6 protein-coding genes are annotated in these 18,455 nt (G+C 63.3%); 1 reads left to right on the top strand and 5 read right to left on the bottom strand.

The features are described from left to right. Positions 1-23 precede the first annotated feature (23 nt). On the bottom strand, positions 24-13,040 hold the full coding sequence (locus tag PLD_RS09835; RefSeq protein ID WP_159892126.1) for a non-ribosomal peptide synthetase: 13,017 nt from the start codon (positions 13,038-13,040) through the stop codon (positions 24-26). Between the two features lie 374 nt (positions 13,041-13,414). On the opposite strand from PLD_RS09835, the gene PLD_RS09830 reads away from it, so the two are divergent. Further along, positions 13,415-13,963: an RNA polymerase factor sigma-70 gene (locus PLD_RS09830; protein WP_060840367.1), complete on the top strand. Its 549-nt coding sequence runs from the start codon at positions 13,415-13,417 to the stop codon at positions 13,961-13,963. A 37-nt stretch (positions 13,964-14,000) separates the two neighbouring features. On the opposite strand, the gene PLD_RS09825 is transcribed toward PLD_RS09830, so the two are convergent. From PLD_RS09825 to PLD_RS09810, 4 genes are all read right to left on the bottom strand, one after another. Beyond that, on the bottom strand, positions 14,001-14,360 hold the full coding sequence (locus PLD_RS09825) for a pyoverdine biosynthesis protein (RefSeq protein WP_159892124.1): 360 nt from the start codon (positions 14,358-14,360) through the stop codon (positions 14,001-14,003). A 191-nt stretch (positions 14,361-14,551) separates the two neighbouring features. Further along, the gene (locus PLD_RS09820) at positions 14,552-15,139 is read right to left on the bottom strand and encodes a hypothetical protein (protein WP_159892122.1); all 588 of its coding nucleotides are present in this window, start codon (positions 15,137-15,139) and stop codon (positions 14,552-14,554) included. Between the two features lie 284 nt (positions 15,140-15,423). Beyond that, on the bottom strand, positions 15,424-17,628 hold the full coding sequence (locus tag PLD_RS09815; RefSeq protein WP_256674585.1) for a lipase family protein: 2,205 nt from the start codon (positions 17,626-17,628) through the stop codon (positions 15,424-15,426). A gap of 12 nt (positions 17,629-17,640) precedes the next feature. After that, positions 17,641-18,429, bottom strand: a complete 789-nt coding sequence (locus PLD_RS09810; RefSeq protein ID WP_256674584.1) for a hypothetical protein — start codon at positions 18,427-18,429, stop codon at positions 17,641-17,643. Positions 18,430-18,455: the final 26 nt, after the last annotated feature.

Raw genomic sequence — 18,455 nt, 5'->3', positions numbered from 1 at the left:
GTGGCTACGCCCGCCGCAAAAGCTTACAAGCCCTCCAACTCAGCCATCAGATCACTCAGCCGGTCGACCTTCTCCTCGCTGATCTCGCTCCCGGCCAAGCCGTCGATGTACGCGGCCAACTCCTGCACCGTGCTGCATTCGAACATGGCCCGCAGCGGTACGTTGCGTTGCAGGGTTTTCTGCACCCGTGAGGCGATCTGCGTGGCCAGCAGGGAATGCCCGCCCAACTCGAAGAAGTTGTCGCGCACGCCCACCCGTTCGACCTTGAGCACCTCGGCCCAGATGTCCGCCAGGGTCTGCTCCAGTTCGCTGCCCGGGGCTTGATAGTCCTGGCTGTGCAACTGGCCGATCTCCAGGGCCGGCAGGGCCTTGCGATCGAGCTTGCCGTTGGCGTTGAGCGGCAGGCGCTGCAGCCACAACCAGTGCAGCGGCACCATGTATTCCGGCAGCTCGGCGCGCAGGCGCGGTTTGATCCGCTCCAGGCATTCGCTCGGGCTCAGGCTTGAGTCACTGGCCACCAGATAGCCCACCAGATGCTTGCCGTTGACCCCTTCCTGCACCCCCACGGCGGCATCGCGCAGTTCCGGCTGTTCGTGCAGGCGCGCTTCGATCTCACCCAGTTCGATGCGGTAGCCGCGAATCTTCACCTGATGGTCGATCCGGCCAACGTATTCCAATACGCCGTCGCTGCGCCGGCGTGCCAGGTCGCCGGTGCGGTACAGGCGTTCGCCCGCCGCACCGAACGGATGGGGCACGAAGGCCTGCGCGGTACGCAACGGGTCGCTGACGTAGCCACGGCCGACCCCGGTGCCCGCTACGCACAGCTCGCCGACAGCGCCCAGGGGCACCAGTTCCAGGGCTTCGTCCATCAGGTACAGCTGGTTGTTGTCGGTGGGCGTACCGATGGGCAGGTAGGCGCCCCGGGTCGAAGCCAGGTCCACCCGGAAGAAGGCCACGTCATCGGAACATTCCGCCGGACCGTAGGCATTCACCAAACCGATCTGTGGATAACGCAGCAGCCATTGGTGCGCCAACTCCGGTGGCATGGCCTCGCCGGTGGGCAGCATCCAGAGCAGGCCATCCAGGGCGATGGCGTCCTGGGAGAGCATGCCCTGGATCAGCGACGGCACGCTCTCCAGCACCGTGATGCCCTGCTCCTGGACGTGAGCCAACAGGCCCTGGGGATCGTGGGCGATGGTGTTGGGCACAATGTCGACCCGAGCGCCGAACAACGGTGCGGCAAGGAACTGCCAGACCGAAATGTCGAAGCTCTGGGACGCGGTCTGAGCGATCACGTCGGCTTCGCTTAAGTGCAGGTACGGCACCTTGCTCAACTGGTTGTTGAGCATGCCGCGCTGCTCCACCATCACGCCCTTGGGCAGGCCGGTGGAACCGGAGGTGTAGATCACGTAGGCCAGGTTGTCCGGCGCGCTGTAGCGGCCCGGGTTGTGCTCGGCATGCCCGGCGCCTTGCAGCTCTTCCCAGACCAGCAGCCGCGGGCGACCGGCACAGGCGAACTCGTCCAGCAGGGCCTGGGCCTGTTCGCGACAGGCCGCGGTGCAGACCAGGATCGGCGTGCGGCTGAGCTCGATGATGCGCCCCAGGCGCTGGCTCGGCAGGCCCGGGTCCAGGGGCAGGTAGCCGGCCCCGGCCTTGAAGCTGCCGATGATCATGCCCAGCAGCTCCAGGCCGCGCTCGGCCAGCAAGGCCACTGGCTGATCAAAGCCCACGCCGTTGGCAATCAAGGCATGGCCCAGGCGGTTGCTGTAGCGGTTCAACTCGGCGTAGCTGTAGCGCTGGTCCAGGCAACTGGCGGCCACGCGCTGCGGGTGCGCCGCCACCTGGGCCTCGAACAGTTCCACGTAGCTGCGCTGCAGCGGGTACTCATGCTGGCTCTGGTTGCAGCCGGCCAGCAGGAAGTCCTGCTCCTCTTCACCCAGCAGCGGCAGTTCGGCCATGTCGCCATGCAAGCCCTGCATCAGCGCCAGCAGCAGGCGCTTGAACTCGCCGAGCAGGCGCTCGATGGTCGCCTGTTCGAAGTAGCGCTGGTCGTAGGACAGGTGCAGGCCCAGGTCATCCCCCGGGTAGCACACGGCGGTGATCGGGAAGTTGGTGTGGGTACGGCCGGAATCCGAACTGGCGTTCAAACTCTGGGCACGGTCCAGCACCGAGACTTCCACCGGGGCGTTCTCGAACACGAACAGGCTGTCGAACAGCGGCTGGCCCTTGGGCAGCTCGCTGCACTCCTGAATCGCTACCAGCGGCAGGTAGTCGTATTCACGCAGTTGCATGTTGCGATCGAGCAAGCCGCTGAGCCACTGGCGCACGCTGCAGCGCTCCCCCTCCTCAGGCAGCTTGACCCGCAGGGCGATGCTGTTGATGAACAGGCCGACGGTTCGTTGCATCTCCGGCATGTCCACCGGGCGCCCGGCCACGGTGACGCCGAACAGCACGTCGCGATCGCCGCTCATGCGCCGCAGCACCAGGGCCCAGGCCGCCTGGGCGAAGGTGTTGACGGTCAGCTGATGCTGCTGCGCCAGCTCGCGCAGTTGCGCGCCGTCCCGGGCATCCAGGCGGGTGTAGCAGTCGCCGACGATCATGCCGCCGCTGTCGCCGGCGTGTTCGCGCATAAACGGCCGGTCGCTGGGGATCGGCGTGGTGCGTTCAAAGCCCTCAAGGTTGTGCCGCCACCACTGCCGCGCCTCGGACAGGCTCTGGTGTTGCAGCCAACCGATGTAGTCGCGGTAACGCGGTGGTACGGCCAGTTGCGCCTCGCGACCTTCGCCCAGGGCGGTGTAGAGCTCGAAGAAGTCGTTCATCAACAGCGAGCGGCACCAGGCATCAATGAGGATGTGGTGATTGCTCATCATGAACCAGTAGCGCGCGGCGCCGACGCGGATCAACCGCAGGTGGAACGGCGCCTGATTGAGCAGATCGAAACCGGCCTCGCGCTCCTGTTTGTGCAGGGCTTGCAGCTTGGGTTCCTGCTCGGCCTCAGGCACCGCGCTCCAGTCGAGGAACTCGATCGGGGTGCGGCCCGGCTTGTGGATAACCTGCAGCATGTCTTCGCCGACGTTCCAGCAGAAAGACGCGCGCAGCGCTTCGTGGCGCGCCACCACCGCCTGCCAGGCCTGGGCGAAACGCTGCGGGTCCAGCTCGCTGTTGATGCGGTAGCGGTCCTGCATGTAATACAGGCCGGTGCCCGGCTCCAGCAGGGTGTGCAGCAGCATGCCTTCCTGCATCGGGGTCAGCGGGTAGACGTCTTCGATCTGCACAGCCGGCACCGGCAGGCCATCGAGCTGGGCCTGGGTCAGGCGCGCCAGGGGGAAGTCCGACGGCGTCAGGCCACCGGCATCGTCCTTCAGGCAATGGGCGATCAGGCTGTGCAGCTCGCCCAGGTAGGCGTCCGCCAGTTCGCCGATCAGCTCGGCGTCGAAACGTTCGCCGCTGTAAGTCCAGCGCAGCACCAGCTCGCCGCCATAGACCTGGCTGTCGATGCTCAGCTCGTTGGGCAACGGTGCTTCAGGTGCATGGGTCGGGCCCACGGACTCATCCAGCGGACGCAGCAATGCGTCGGCGCCGAAGCTCTGGTCGAACTGCCCCAGGTAGTTGAAGGTCACCGGCGCCAGCGGCAGCGCCGCCAAAGCCTCGCGGCAGGCGTCATCGGCCAGGTAGCGCAGCACGCCATACCCCAGGCCCTTGTGCGGCACCGCTCGCAGTTGTTCCTTGATGGCCTTGATCGAGGCGCCCTGCCCGGCCGCTTCTTCCACTTGCAACGGGGTCAGGCGCAGCGGATAGGCGCTGGTGAACCAGCCGACGCTGCGGGTCAGGTCGATCTCGTCGAACAGCGCCTCGCGGCCGTGGCCTTCCAGTTGCACCAGGGCCGATGACTGCCCGCTCCAGCGGCACAGCACCCGGGCCAGGGCGGTCAGCAGCAGGTCGTTGACCTGGGTGCGGTAGGCCGCCGGGGCCTGTTGCAACAGCTGGCGGGTGCGCTCGGCATCCAGGGTCACACTGTGGCTGCGGGCCTGCTGATGCTGTTGGCTACCGGCGGCATTCAAGCCTGGCAATTGCGCGGCGGGGCCGGCCAGTTGCTGCTGCCACCAGCCCAGCTCCTCACGTAGGGATTCGCTGCCGGCATAGGCTTGAAGGCGGCTCGACCAGTCGCGCAATGCGTTGGTCTTGGCCGGCAGGCTCAGGCTCTGTCCGGCTTGCAGCTGGCGATAGGCGTTCTGCAGATCCTCCAAAAGCACGCGCCAGGACACGCCATCCACCACCAAATGGTGGATCGCCAGCAGCAGGCGTTGCTCGCCTTCCGGCCCGTCCACCAGCACCGCCCGCAGCAGCGGCCCGTGTTCCAGATCGAGGCTGCGCTGGGCATCGGCGAACAGCGCCTCGCAGGTGGCCATGGACGGCACCCGCACTTGCCACAGCACCGGCGCGTCGGACAGCGGCAGGTACTCGGCGCGCCATTGCCCGTCCACTTGAGAGAAGCGCAGGCGCAGGGCGTCGTGCTGCTCCAGCACCGCCAGCAATGCCTGTTCCAGCAAGTGGGCATCGAGCACGCCCAGCGGCTCCAGCAGCAGCGCCTGGTTCCAATGCTGCGGCTGGGGAATGGCCGCGTCGAAGAACCAATGCTGGATCGGCGTCAGCGGCGCTTCGCCACTGAGCTGGCCCTGCTCGGCGCTGACGCGCTGAGTGTGGCTGGCGACCCGGGCCAGGGTCTGCACGGTCTGGTGCTGGAACAGGTCCCGCGGGGTGAAATGAATCCCCATCTGGCGGGCACGGCTGACCACCTGGATCGACAGGATCGAGTCGCCCCCCAGTTCGAAGAAATTGTCGTTGAGGCCCACGCGCTGCACGTTCAGCACTTCGCCCCAGACCCTGGCCAGGGTCTGCTCCAGATCATTGCTCGGTGCCACGTACTGCTGGCGATTGAGCTCTGGGTCCGGCATCGGCAGGGCCCGGCGGTCGAGCTTGCCGTTGGCGGTCAGCGGCATGCTGTCGAGCAGGATCAGGTGGGTCGGCACCATGTAGTCCGGCAGTTGGGTTTTCAGCTGCTGCTTGAGGGCTTCACGCAGGTTGGCCTGCTGCGCCTCGTTGTGCCCGGCCACCTCGGTCACCAGATAAGCGGCCAGCTGTTTACCGGCCGGGGTGTCCAGGGCCAGCACCACTGCTTCGCGCACGGCAGGATGATCCAGCAGACGGGTTTCGATTTCCCCCAGCTCGATGCGGAAACCGCGAATCTTCACCTGATGGTCGACCCGGCCGATGTACTCCAACTGGCCATCGGCGCACTGGCGCACCAGATCGCCGGTGCGGTACAGGCGCCCGCCATCGCTGGCGAACGGGTCGGCGACAAAACGCTCGGCGCTCATCCCCGGACGACGGTGATACCCCTGGGCCAGGCCGGCGCCGCCGACATACAGCTCGCCGGTGGCGCCTTGCGGCATCAGGGTCAGATCGGCATCGAGAATGTAAGCCACCCGCGCCCCGACAATGCGGCCGATGGGCACGCTGGCCATGCCTTCGGCCACGTGCTGCGGCGCTAGGCTGGCCAAGGGCATGACCACGGTTTCGGTGGGGCCGTAGGCGTTGAAGAACAGGCTCGGCTGGAACGCCGCGCGAATGCGCTGCAGGTGCTCGCCGGTCAGGGCCTCACCGCCGGTGATGCACATGCGCACCGGCAGGGTCTGCTGCTGGGTCGCCAGATGCTGGGCCAACTGGCTGCCGTAGCTCGGGGTGAAGCCGAGGATGCTGATGCGATGCTGACGAATCAACTGACAGATCTCTTCGGCGTCCCACTGGCCCTGCGCTCGCAGCACCACCTGAGCGCCACTGAGCAGCGGCACCAGCAGGCGCTCGGTGGCGGCGTCGAAATTGATGGAATAGAAGTGCAGCTCGCAGTCGTCCGGGCGCATGCCGAAACGACGGATCACCGCCTGGCAGTGCATGGCGATTTCCCCATGGGACACCACCACGCCCTTGGGCTGGCCGGTGGAGCCGGAGGTGTAGATCAGGTACGCCTGATGCTGCGGCAGGCTGATCAAGGGCAGCTCGCTGGCCGGGTAGTCGGCCAGCCGCGCGCCGTCTTCCTCCAGGCACCAACGACCGACCCCCGTCGGCAACTGGCCCAGAGCGGCGAACATCCGCGCATCGCTGAGCAGCAGGCCGAGACCGCTGTCTTCGATCATGTAGTGCAGGCGGTCCAGGGGGTATTCCGGGTCCAGGGGCACGTAGGCGCCACCGGCCTTGAGGATCGCCAGCAGGCCGACGACCATGTCCAGGGAGCGCTCCAGGGCCAGGCCGACCCGCACTTGCGGGCCCACGCCACGCTCGCGCAGCATCCAGGCCAGGCGGTTGGCGCGGCTGTCCAGTTCGCTGTAGCTCAGGGTCTGTCCGGCGAAGGTCAGGGCCGGGGCGTCGCGACGGGCCAGGGCCTGCTCGCTGAACAGGTGGTGGATGCACTGGTCCAGGCGGTGCTCGCCGGGCTCGACGCTCAGGCTGTCCAGCAGTTGCTGCTGTTCCTCGGCGTGCAGCAGCGGCAGTTCGCACAAGCGCCGTTGCGGATCGTCGATCAGGGCCTGCAGCAGGTTGCGCCAATGGCCGGCCATGCGCGCAATGCGCGGCTCGTCGAACAGGTCGGTGCTGTAGGTCAGGCAGCAACCCAGGCGCTGATCCAGGTCGGTGACTTCCAGGTTGAGGTCGAACTTGGTGGCCCGGGCGTCGTTGACCAGGTACTCCACGGTCATGCCCGCCAGTTGCCGGCTTTGCTGGAACTCCCAGCGCTGGACGTTGCACATCACCTGGAACAGCGGGTTGTAGGCGGTGCTGCGCGGCGGTTGCAAGGCTTCTACCAGATGGTCGAACGGCAGGTCCTGGTGCGACTGGCCCTCGATCACGGTGTGGCGCACCTGCTCCAGCAACTGGCCGACGCTCATCTGCCCGTCGAGCTGGCAACGCAGCACCTGGGTGTTGAGGAAGGCGCCGATCAGCCCTTCGCTTTCCGGGCGGATGCGGTTGGCCACCGGCGCGCCGATGCGCAGGTCGGTCTGACCGCTGTAGCGATACAGCAGCAGCGACAACGCGGCGGTCATGGTCATGAACAGGGTCAGGCCGTGCTCGGCATTGAAGGTGCGCACCCGGGCCGCCAGTTCGTCGCTCAAGTCAAAGCGGTACAGCTCGCCCTGGTGGCTTTGCACCGCCGGCCGTGGCCGGTCGCTGGGCAGTTCCAGCAATGGGTGTTCGCGGCCCAGTTGCCCGGTCCAGTAGTCCAGCTGGCGCTGGCGCTCGCCGGATTCCAGCCACTGGCGCTGCCACACGCTGTAGTCCAGGTACTGCACGGGCAAGGGTTCCAGGGGCGATTCGCGGTCGTCGAGGAAGGCTTCGTACAGCGCGCCCAATTCGCGGGCGAAGATGTCCATGGCCCAGCCTTCGGTGACGATGTGGTGCAGGGTCAGGACGAAGTAGTGCTCCTGCTCGCCGGCCTTGACCAGGCAGGCGCGCAGCAGCGGGCCGGTCTCCAGGTCGAAGGGCTGGTGGGCTTCGCTGTCCGCCAATTGCTGCAGGCGCTGTTGCCGGGCATCCGGGGCCAGGGCCGAGAAGTCCTGCCAGGCCATGCGCAGGCCGGTGTCGGCCTGCACCTGCTGGTGGGCCACGCCATTGACACTGGGGAAAGTGGTGCGCAGGGTTTCGTGGCGCAGAATCAGCGCTTGCAACGCGGCCTCGAAGCGCCCCACGTCCAGCACCCCGGACAGCCGCGCCATGCCGCCGACGTTGTAGGCCGGGCTGTCGGGCTCCATCTGCCAGAGGAACCACATGCGCTGCTGGGAGTAGGACAGCGGCACCGCTTGGCTGCGGTCGACCCGGGCAATCGGCGGCTGCTGGTTGCGCGCGCCGGACTGCTGGATCAGCAGCACCTGTTCGGCAAAGTCTTCCAGCTCGCTGGCTTCGAACAGCGCCCGCAGCGGCAGCTCGACGTCGCAGGCCTGACGGGTACGGGAAATGATCTGGGTGGCCAGCAGCGAATGCCCGCCCAGGGCGAAGAAATCGTCCTTGAGGCCGATCCGTGGCTGGCCCAGCACTTCGCGCCAGATGGCGGCGATCTGCCGTTCCAGATCGGTGCTCGGTTCGACGTGTTGGCGTACCTGCCATTGCGGCTCCGGCAGGGCCCGGCGATCGAGCTTGCCGCTGGGGCTCAGGGGCATGGCCTCCAGGCGCAGCAGTTGCGCCGGCACCATGTACTCCGGCAGCTCGGCGGCCAGGGCGGTTGTCAGCCGAGCGCGTTGCTCGGTTTCATCTTCGTCGCGGGCCTGGGCGGTGTAGTAGCCGATCAACTGCGGGCCGGCGACGGTGTCGCGCACCAGCACCGTGGCCTGGGCCACGCCGTCCTGGGCCAGCAGCCGTGCTTCGATTTCCTGCGGCTCGACCCGAAAACCCCGCAGCTTGACCTGCTGATCGAGGCGGCCGAGGTATTCCAGCACGCCATCGGCGCACCAGCGTACGCGGTCACCGGTGCGGTACAGGCGCGCGCCCTCCTCACTCAGCGGGTCGACCACAAAGCGTTCGGCGGTCAGGGCCGGGCGTCCCAGGTAACCCCGGGCCAACCCCTGGCCGCTGATGCATAGCTCGCCGGGCACCCCGCCGGGCAGCAGGTTGAGCTCGGCATCCAGCACCCGGCACAGCACATTGCCCAGCGGCCGGCCAATGGGCGAGCGCTCGCCGTCATCCACCGAACACTGCCAGTGGGTCACGTTGATCGCGGTTTCGGTGGGGCCGTAGCGGTTGTGCAGTTGCACATTCGGCAACTGCTGCAACAGCCGGTTGCGCAGTTCGGCGGGCAAGGCTTCGCCACCGGAGAACACCCGGCGCAGGCTATGGCATTCAGCGCTCAGCGGCTCATCGACAAACAACTGCAACAGCGGCGGCACGAAGTGCAGCGTGGTCACGCCGTACGCCTGAACCAGCTGGGCGATGCGCTGCGGGTCGCGGTGCTCGCCGGGGGCGGCGAGCAGCAGGCGGCAACCGCTGATCAGCGGCCAGAAGCACTCCCACACCGACACGTCGAAGCTGATGGGGGCCTTCTGCATCAGCACATCGTCGGCCTGCAATGGATAGCGGTCCTGCATCCATTGCAGGCGCTCCATCAAGGCGCGATGGGTGTTGCCCACGCCCTTGGGCTGGCCGGTGGAGCCGGAGGTGTAGATCACATAGGCCAGGTGCTCGCCGTCCAAATGCAGGCCCGGGGCCTGGCTCGGCCAGCTGTCGAGCTTGAGGCTGTCCATGGCAATGGCGCTGACACCCGGGGCTTCGGGCATCTGGCCCAGCAGATGGGTCTGGGTCAGCAGCAGTTGCACGCCGCTGTCTTCGAGCATGTAGGCCAGGCGTTCGGCGGGGTAGTCTGGGTCCAGGGGCACGTAGGCGCCGCCGGCCTTGATGATCGCCAACAGGCCGATCAGCAGTTGCGGCGAACGCTCCGCGGCGATGGCCACGCACACGTCCGGGCCGACGCCCTTGTCCCGCAGGTAGTGGGCCAGGCGGTTGGCCTGGGCATGCAGCTGGGCAAAGCTCAGTTGCCCGCTGTCCCAGATCAGCGCGGTGCGCTCTGGGGTTTGCTGCAGTTGCTCATGCAAGCGTTCCGGCAGCCAGCGTTCGGCGCTCGCGCAGGGGGCCACGCTCCATTGTTGCAGTTGCGCCGCTTCGACCTTGCCGAGCAACGGCAAGTCGCCCAGGGCACTGTCCGGCTGCTGGCAGGCATGCTCCAGCAAGCTGATGAAATGCCCGGCCAGACGTTCGATGGTCGCCGCGTCGAACAGCTCGTCGGCGTAGTCGAAGGCGAGGCTCAGGCGGCCGTTGCGATCCTCTTCGCTGTGCAGTTGCAGGTCGAACTTGGCCTCGCGGCTGTGCCACGGCAGCTCTTCGGCCAGCAGCCCCGGCAGGCGGCGCAAGGCGCCGAGGTCGCGCTGCTGGTGGTTGAACATGACCTGGAACAGGCCTTGCTCGCGGGCTTCGGGGAAGGCTTCGAGCAATTGTTCGAAAGGCAGATCCTGATGCGCCTGGGCCTCAAGGACGCTGCGGCGGGTCTGTTGCAGCAACCCGGCAAAGGTCTGGCGCCCATCCAACTGGCCGCGCAATACCTGGGTGTTGATGAAAAAGCCCAGCAGGCCTTGGGTTTCCAGGCGTGGGCGGTTGGCGTTGGGCACGCCGATGCGGATGTCGCTCTGCCCGCTGTAGCGGTACAGCAGGGTTTGGAACGCCGCCAGCAACAGCATGAACGGCGTGGCCTGCTGAGCCTGGGCGGCCTGGCGCACGGCGTCGCTCTGGCTCGTGCTCAGGCGCAGGCTGTGGCGCGCGGCGCTGTGGCGGATCTGGGCCGAACGCGGGTGATCGGTGGCCAGGTTGAGCACCGGGGCCTCATCGGCCAGTTGCTGCTTCCAGTAGTCCAGTTGGCGCTGGCCTTCGCCCTGGGCCAGCCACTGGCGCTGCCAGCTGCCGTAGTCGGCGTATTGCAGGGCCAGCGGCGCCAGCTCCAGGCGCTGGCCCTGGACCGCGGCGGCGTAGAGCCGGGAGAACTCGTCGATCAGCACATTCAGCGACCAACCGTCAGCAATGATGTGGTGCAGGGTCAGCAGCAACTGGTGCTCTTCATCGTCCAGGCGGATCAGGGTCGCCCAGTACAGCGGGCCCTTTTCCAGGTCGAACTGGGTGCGCGCTTCGTCTTCGCGGATCTGCCGCGCCCGGGCTTCGCGCTCGGCCACAGGCAGGTCGCTGATGTCGATCACCTGCAGGTGGAATTCGCCAGCGGCGCTCACCTGTTGCAAGGCCTGACCGTCGCGCTCGAAGAAGCGCGTGCGCAGCGCTTCGTGGCGTTGCAGCAGGTGCTGGAAGCTGGCGCGCAGGGCGTCTTCGTCCAACTCGCCGCGCAGGCGCAGGCCACCGGGAATGTTGTAGGCGCTGCTGTGCGGGTCCAGTTGCCAGGTGATCCACAGGCGGTTCTGCGCCAGGGATTGGGGCAGCGGCTGCTGGCGCGACAGAGCCTGGATGCCGCCCTGGGCCACGCCGCCGTCCTGTTGCAGGCGCGCCACGGCAGCGCTGAAGGCGCCCAGGGTCGGCGCTTCGAACAACAGCCGCAGGCTCAGCTCCAGGCCCAGCTCCTCGCGCAGGCGGGCCGTGACCTGGGTGGCGGCAATCGAGTTGCCCCCCAGGAGGAAGAAGTGATCGTCGGCGGCCACTGAAGCGCATTGCAGTTGTTCCTGCCAGATCCGCCCGATCAGGGTTTGCAGCGCGTCACCCGTGCTTGCTACGGCGTCCGCTGTTGCGCTACCGGCCTGCGGGAACAGCGCGTAATGATCCAGGCTGCCATCGGCCAACCGTGTGCGGCAGGCGGAACGCTGCAACTTGCCGCTGGAGGTTTTCGGCAAGGCCCCGGGGTTGAGCAGCAGCACCACGCTGGGCGCTTCCTGGCAGGCTTCGGCCACGGCCTGGCGGATGGCCTTGATCAGCGCTTCGGGGGGCAGGATCTTCTGCACGCTGCGGCTGATTTCCGCGGCGATGCCGATGCCTTCATGGCCCTGGTCGCTGACCGCAAACGCCGCCACCCGGCCCTTGCGCACCACTTCCACTTCGCGCTCGATGGCTTTTTCGATGTCCTGGGGATACAGGTTGTGCCCGCGCACGATCAGCAGGTCTTTCAGGCGCCCGGTGATGAACAGCTCGCCGTCGCGCACAAAGCCCAGGTCGCCGGTGCGCAGCCAGGTGCGGCCGGCATGCTGGACGAAGGTCTTGGCCGTGGCTTCGGGGTTGCGCCAGTAGCCGTGGGCGATGCTCGGCCCGGCGGCCCAGACTTCGCCGATGCGATTATCTGGCAACTCCGTGAGCTGCTGTGGGTCCACCACCAGCACCGCGTGCTCAGGCTGACTGAAACCGCAACTCATCATGGCGCTGCCCTGCCCCGGCTCGGCCCGGTTCTGCGCCAGGGCCTGGTCGTCCAGTTGCAGGGCCGGGATGCCCTGGCCGCGCACGCCCCCGGCGACAAACAGGGTGGCTTCGGCCAGGCCGTAGGAGGCGAGGAAACTATCGGCACTGAAACCGCAGGCGGCGAAGGCCTCGGCAAAGCGCTCCAGGGTGTCGCGGCGGATCGGTTCGGAACCGGAATAGGCCACGCGCCAGCGGCTGAGGTCGAGGTGCTCCAGGGCCGATTCGCTGACCCGCTCGCTGCACAGGCGGTAGGCGAAATCCGGACCGCCGCTGATGGTGCCGCCGTATTCGCTGATCGCTTCCAGCCAGCGTACGGGGCGGGCCAGGAAGTAGGCCGGCGACATCAGCACGCAGGGCACGCCGCTGAAGATCGGTTGCAGCAGGCCACCGATCAGGCCCATGTCGTGGTACAGCGGCAGCCAACTGACGATCACGTCGTCGGGATTGAGGTCGATACCGAAGCCGCGCCGGATCAACAGCTCGTTGGCCACCAGGTTGCCATGGCTGACCTGTACGCCCTTGGGCAGCGCAGTGGAGCCGGAGGTGTACTGCAGGAAGGCGATGTCATCGTCCTTAAGCTCCACGGCCTGCCAGTCTTGCGCCAGCGCGGGGTCCAGGGTGTCCACGCACAGCAATGGCGGCGCACCAACGGCCTTGAGTTCGTCCATCTGCAACAGCGAATCGCGCAGCCCGGCGCTGGTCAGCAGCAGCCGGGGCTCGGCATCGGCCAGGATCGACAGCAGCCGCTCCTGGTGATGGCGACGGGTCGATTCCGGAGGATAGGCCGGCACCGCGATCACCCCGGCATACAGACAGCCGAAGAACGCCGCGACGTAGTCCGGGCCACTGGGAAACAGCAGCACCGCGCGGTCGCCGAAATCAGCGTTGGCTTGCAGGGCCGCGGCAATGGTCCGCGCGCGAAGATCCAGGTCCCGGTAACTGAGGACCACGCTCTGCGCCTGCTCTTGGGCGAGAAAGCGCAACGCCACTTGATCAGGGGCCAGGACTGCCCGGCGTTGAAGGGCTTGGGCCAGGGTGCTGGGGAGTTCGAACGCGTCCGTCATGGGGTTTCCTGCCAGGAGTGTGCTTGCGATGGAGAGCGGCTCCTGCCCTGCCATGCCCCTGGCAACCCAACGAAAATCAACGGGTTGGCAACAGGTCACAGGCATGCGCAAGGCGCCGCGCCCGGGCTTGCTGCCCGGAATCTTTCTCCCTTGGGAACGGATGACCTCGGCAAATAATTAGTCCCCATCGGCCCTGGCAGGGCCCGCTCCAGCCCCCTGAATGAGCGGCCGTTCTCAATCCGCACTGCGAGAGAGAATTAGTTCTTTTTCTCAATTGACAATCATTATCATTAAGCCTAATTTGTCGCTCGATGTGTAGGACGGGTCAGATTTTTCTGACGTCCCACTAACTTCTTTGCAACAAGGTGATTTCCATGACGGAGCAAGTATCCACAAGCAGGTGCGATTCACCGTTACTCCAGGCTTTTGTCGACAACCGTCTGATCCTGGTCAAGATCGCAGCCCGTATTACCGGCTGCCGATCCCGGGCTGAAGATGTGGTCCAGGATGCCTTTTTCCGCCTGCAGTCGGCGCCGCAAATCACCTCTTCGTTCAAGGCCCAGCTCAGCTACCTGTTCCAGATCGTGCGCAACCTGGCCATCGACCATTACCGCAAGCAGGCGCTGGAGCAGAAGTATTCGGGCACCGAAGAAGAAGGCTTGAATGTGGTGATTCATGGCGCTTCGCCCGAAACCTCGCACATGAACTTTTCCACCCTGGAGCACATTGCCGATGCCCTGACCGAGCTGCCCAGCCGCACCCGCTACGCCTTCGAGATGTATCGCCTGCACGGCGTGCCGCAAAAGGACATCGCCAAGGAGCTGGGGGTCTCGCCGACCCTGGTGAACTTCATGATTCGCGATGCCCTGGTGCATTGCCGCAAAGTCTCGGGCAACCGACCCGATACCTTCGCCCGACGCTGAGCGGCGAGCGGCGAGCGGCACCCCCTGGAAGCCGTGTTCACGCCTCAACCAAGCCACTCTGGCCAAGCACCCGCAATGCCGCACGTTTGTGCAAAAGATCGAACTCCTGCTGGCAATACCGACAACGGTTATGCCCGGCATAAGCGCTGGCGTGGGCGGGTGCCGGGGGCGCTGGCGCGCCTGGCAGGTCCAGGTACAGCGCATGCACTTGCGCCGACAACCAGAATGCCAACCGGTCCTGCCGGGCGGCTTCGACGGACTGGGCATCAATGGGCGCCACCGGCGACTTTCGGGTCCCGATCCATTCGAACAGCCGCTGCCGGCCGGCAACCTCCTCGACCACCGGCGCCCTGCCTACCGGCACAGCCTCGACACTCAGCGGATTCACAACGGACATGGCAGGGCTCACCGTCAATGGGCATTCAACCAAGTGACGTGGGCCGGTGGGAGAAATTTAGGCCGCGACCCTATCGCCACGGCAATCAGCGGCTGACGATCGTTGAAAACGATGGTTTCGTTAGAGACCTGGGCAAGCACAAGCGGGGGCACTATTCAATAACAACTCTGCTCTTCAGCAGCTGTATCAACCTAAACTTGGAATGCCCTGGCCTTTCCTGTGGAATAACCGATACTTTCCAACGACAGCAGTAGCTCATCAATAAACTTAAGACGTTCAAATTTATTCATCCTCAAAATAAACCGAAGTTGTTTACCATCACTACACTCAATCATAAAACCCCTATCCCTGACCCAAAACCACCCCGACTGAGTGTAAGCCGATATGGATTTAATGCCTGACCTTGGAAGCATATAAGCCATAACTACAGAGCCTTTAGACACCTCTATCGAACACCACTCCTTCTGAAAACTAACACCCAGAACTTTTTCAACGGGAGACTCTTCTGCTAACTTTTTCTTTTTCTCAGACATCTCCACAAAAAAAATAATCACCCCAGCCGGAAGCAAAACCAAGACCAAAAACAATATCGAACCCCATACAATCAACAGCAGCGTCCGTGAATTTATCAATCTCACAGACGACATCATCATCGTTACAACCATTACTAAAAAATGACCAACCTGAAATAAAGTAAATGGTTTATAGCTATATTTTTTCGGTCCCTCCCCGCCCTTGTACAACTCCACAATATTACTACCCGACACTAGTACACTCACGCCAGTACTCCTTTAAGCACGATACAAAGCATTCACATATTCCTGAGAAACTTCATTCTTTACTGTTTTTAAATGATTCCCTCCTCCATCCCCACAGATTTGCTCATGTGTTTTTCCGTGGCGGCTTTTTTGCAGCTCGGTGGCTAGCGGCGCATTGAAAACAAATACGCCCACAAAACCATGGCCGAAGTACCGCTCCACCATTAACCCACTAGCAGAAGTGCTGGTTGCCTTGCTTGTCCATTAGGTCCGGACAAGGGGTGCCAGTTGGCGCAACACGGTCTTTAAACAATGGAGTCGATATCCAGTGTGTAAGGCATGCCGATGTGGGAAGCGATCCTTAAATCATCACTCGACGAGCGAGGGATCATTGCAATCTGCACTTGGGCATTGTTTTCCTTTTGAGCCATCCATCGCTGCAAGGTTTCTTCCAACGTTTGGGACTGCGCGGCGCTGCCATAGACATCAACCCGTGTCAGATGGCGTTCACGAAGGGTCTGCAGGCGCTGCATCGAGGTGTTGAGCTTTTGCGACTCTGCGGACAACTCGGACACTGCCTGTAGATACTGTGGATCGTTAGTGTTGTAGCCCCGGGTGTCCATTTCTTGACGACGCTGGTTCTGAACCTGGCTGCGCATCTCCCTCAATGCCGCCGTTACCAGGTTGTATTCACGCTCGGTGACTAGGGTTCTGCCCGCTTCCTGTGTTTGCTGCCAGCGCCGCAAGGTCGCCCAGGAGAAAGGAATATAGGCGTGCGGCGCACTGTGATCTCCCGCCTGCATCAGTTGGGCAAAGAGACCATCGCGAAACGGCAGATCGCCATTTTTGGCGATGGCCCGGGTGCAGGCAGCTTCCTCGATGGAAGCACAGCCCGGGCTCCAGAGAATTGCCGACCTCTCCTTGCCAGTAAAATCCACGGGCATGAAATGGTGCAGCTCACCATGGTGCTGATAAGGCGCGCCACCGACACGAACCAAGCCTGCGGCGAAGATCAAGATGCCCAGAATCGGGTTGGTGATAAAGACAGTGGCCAGTCCCGGTATCCAGATGTTTCTTCGTGCGTTCATCCAGGGCGCGGGCACGCTGGGCACTACATCGTTGTTGTTCACCATACGGTGATGGGGCAACGCTGACGCTGCCGCGACGAAATCGGCATCGCCGGCTCGCGGTGCGCCATAGGTGTAGAGCAGAACGTTGTAATCGTTATCAGCATCTCGACGAAGAGCTTCAGCCAGTAACAACGCAATCGCACCGCCCAGGCTATGACCGCAGATAATAATTTTTTGGCCGATGTGAAACTGGTCCAGATAATCCTGAACAAACTTCTTCAACGCCTGATAGGCGTCGTAAAAACCGTGATGGACCTTACCTTCACCTTCTTCGAAAGGCACTTGTGCCGCATCGACATCTCGCCACCAATCCGACATTTCGAGCGTTCCGCGGATACCGATCAGCACCACTTCATCATGATGGGTGATATAGGCCTGGGTGCTTTTCCCACTGAACCAGAACTTGTTCTTGTCATCGAAAAAATGCAGCTTCGAAGGGTCTTCCTGATCTTCGCCAGGTTTGTTTTGCTCATACAGCATGGGATCGAAGGGCAAGACCTCGAAGCGTTTCGAGTAAGGAACGTCCTCGTAAAGCGGGAAGCAACGGTGAATCGACGATTGTTCGCGATCGACCTTCCAACTTTCACGAAAATTTGCAAGCGCCTCACCGAAAAAGTTGCCGACGCTGGGGTCCAGCGGAAAACTCACAGAGTCCACGGGGGCTTTTTCAGGTTGCTGACCAAAGTCGGAATAACTCAAATCCGCCATGATCGCGAGTTGGTACAGGTTCAATGCACTGAACGCATTATCGGTGGACAACAAGGGCCGCAACGCACGCATTGGGCGAACTTCCAGCACGGTGTGCCGGTTCGGCAACAACCCAACGCCAAAAAGTTCCATGGGCTCAGGACCAAACCCAAGGTCGCTGAGCGCTTTCACCACGATCTCGTTTGGCGGATAGTGACGCGCCACGACAGGGGGCAGATGGGCCACTTGCTTGACCAGATCCCGCACTTCCACCTGGATAAACTCATCGGCGTCTTTTTGCGCAGGGTTATACTCGACACGGAAACCGTCCTTGTGGAAGAAACGGGTTTGCTCGGCGCGAACTTGAAGTTCGGTAATGGGGAGTGGGTATGACTCTCTACTCATTAGTTGCCGATAAATTTTTATAGTACCTGCATACGGTGAGTCCAGAGTTACTACAACGGGCCCACGATAGCAGTCTTCAATTTTGGCGACCCCTTCGGAGTCTAGTACTCCTGCATACTGTTGCTCCGCGCTGTCCTGAAGGCTATAGGCCAAACCCGCGTAGGGTTTTCCATCGCCAAACTCATCCACCAACTGAAAGCTGATCCATTGCTCTTTTAATGGGCAAGCCAGCATCTTGCCGCTAAAAAACGGCGCCTCCCAATCCTCCATGGATTTATACGCACTCATCGATTGATGTCCTTATTCAGTGCAGTTGGGGTACACGGTGCAGTCACGGCCATCGGGCATTTTGAAGAATTTAATGAACTTATAAGGTTTGACGCAGGGTTCTTCGTTATTGGTTCCCCACAAACCAGTGCAAGCCCTCCAGCCATCAGGAGTCTCGAGCCACCACCCCTTGTAATATGGCTTTTCCTTATCCGCGACACTAATTACCAACTTCACGGTCTTACCCGCTAACTGATTACGCGGCAAAGTTTTACCCACCCGGCTTTTTTGCACCGTGCCATTGGTGTCCTGCGCTCGGCATTTCAGGATTTTCCTGATGACGCGTTTCGATCCCACGGTGCGAAACAACCATTGGCACTGCCGCTGAAAAACCAAGGGCTGTGAAGTCGGTAGCGCGAGCGTCGTTGCTGTTGGCTCATCGTCGATCGACAGCGCGGCAGACTGCAGGCTCATGTCCAACTCGCGTTTTCCCCATTGCCCTTCAATGCCCAACTCCAATCGTTTCAGCACCATCGAGCAGCCGTGTTCCGTGTCGGTCAGCGGTACCTTGAAATCAACCTGCGCAGTCCTGGGAAAATAACGACGCCCGGGCCCTCGCCGCTCCTCGCCAGAGGGCGCCCTGCAGACCTCCCCCGGGGCCGGAACGTAATACGCCGTGCCATCGACGAAAAAGTGCTCCGGCAACTCAGCCTGAAAGGTAAAACTCTCGGTCGGTGCCATCGAGCAACCCGTCACCGACAGCAGCATGCTGACTAGCAAGGCTCGCCGAGCGTGGGGAGTGAAGCGTCGCAGGTGCGTCATACAGATCCCTCTCCTGACCAGAATTT

Origin of the sequence: Pseudomonas sp. LD120, from assembly GCF_009861525.1 — a bacterium.
In the GTDB taxonomy this organism is placed as follows: Bacteria; Pseudomonadota; Gammaproteobacteria; order Pseudomonadales; family Pseudomonadaceae; genus Aquipseudomonas.
Note: the sequence above shows the minus strand (reverse complement) of the source record. Positions and strands in the feature narration are given on the sequence as shown.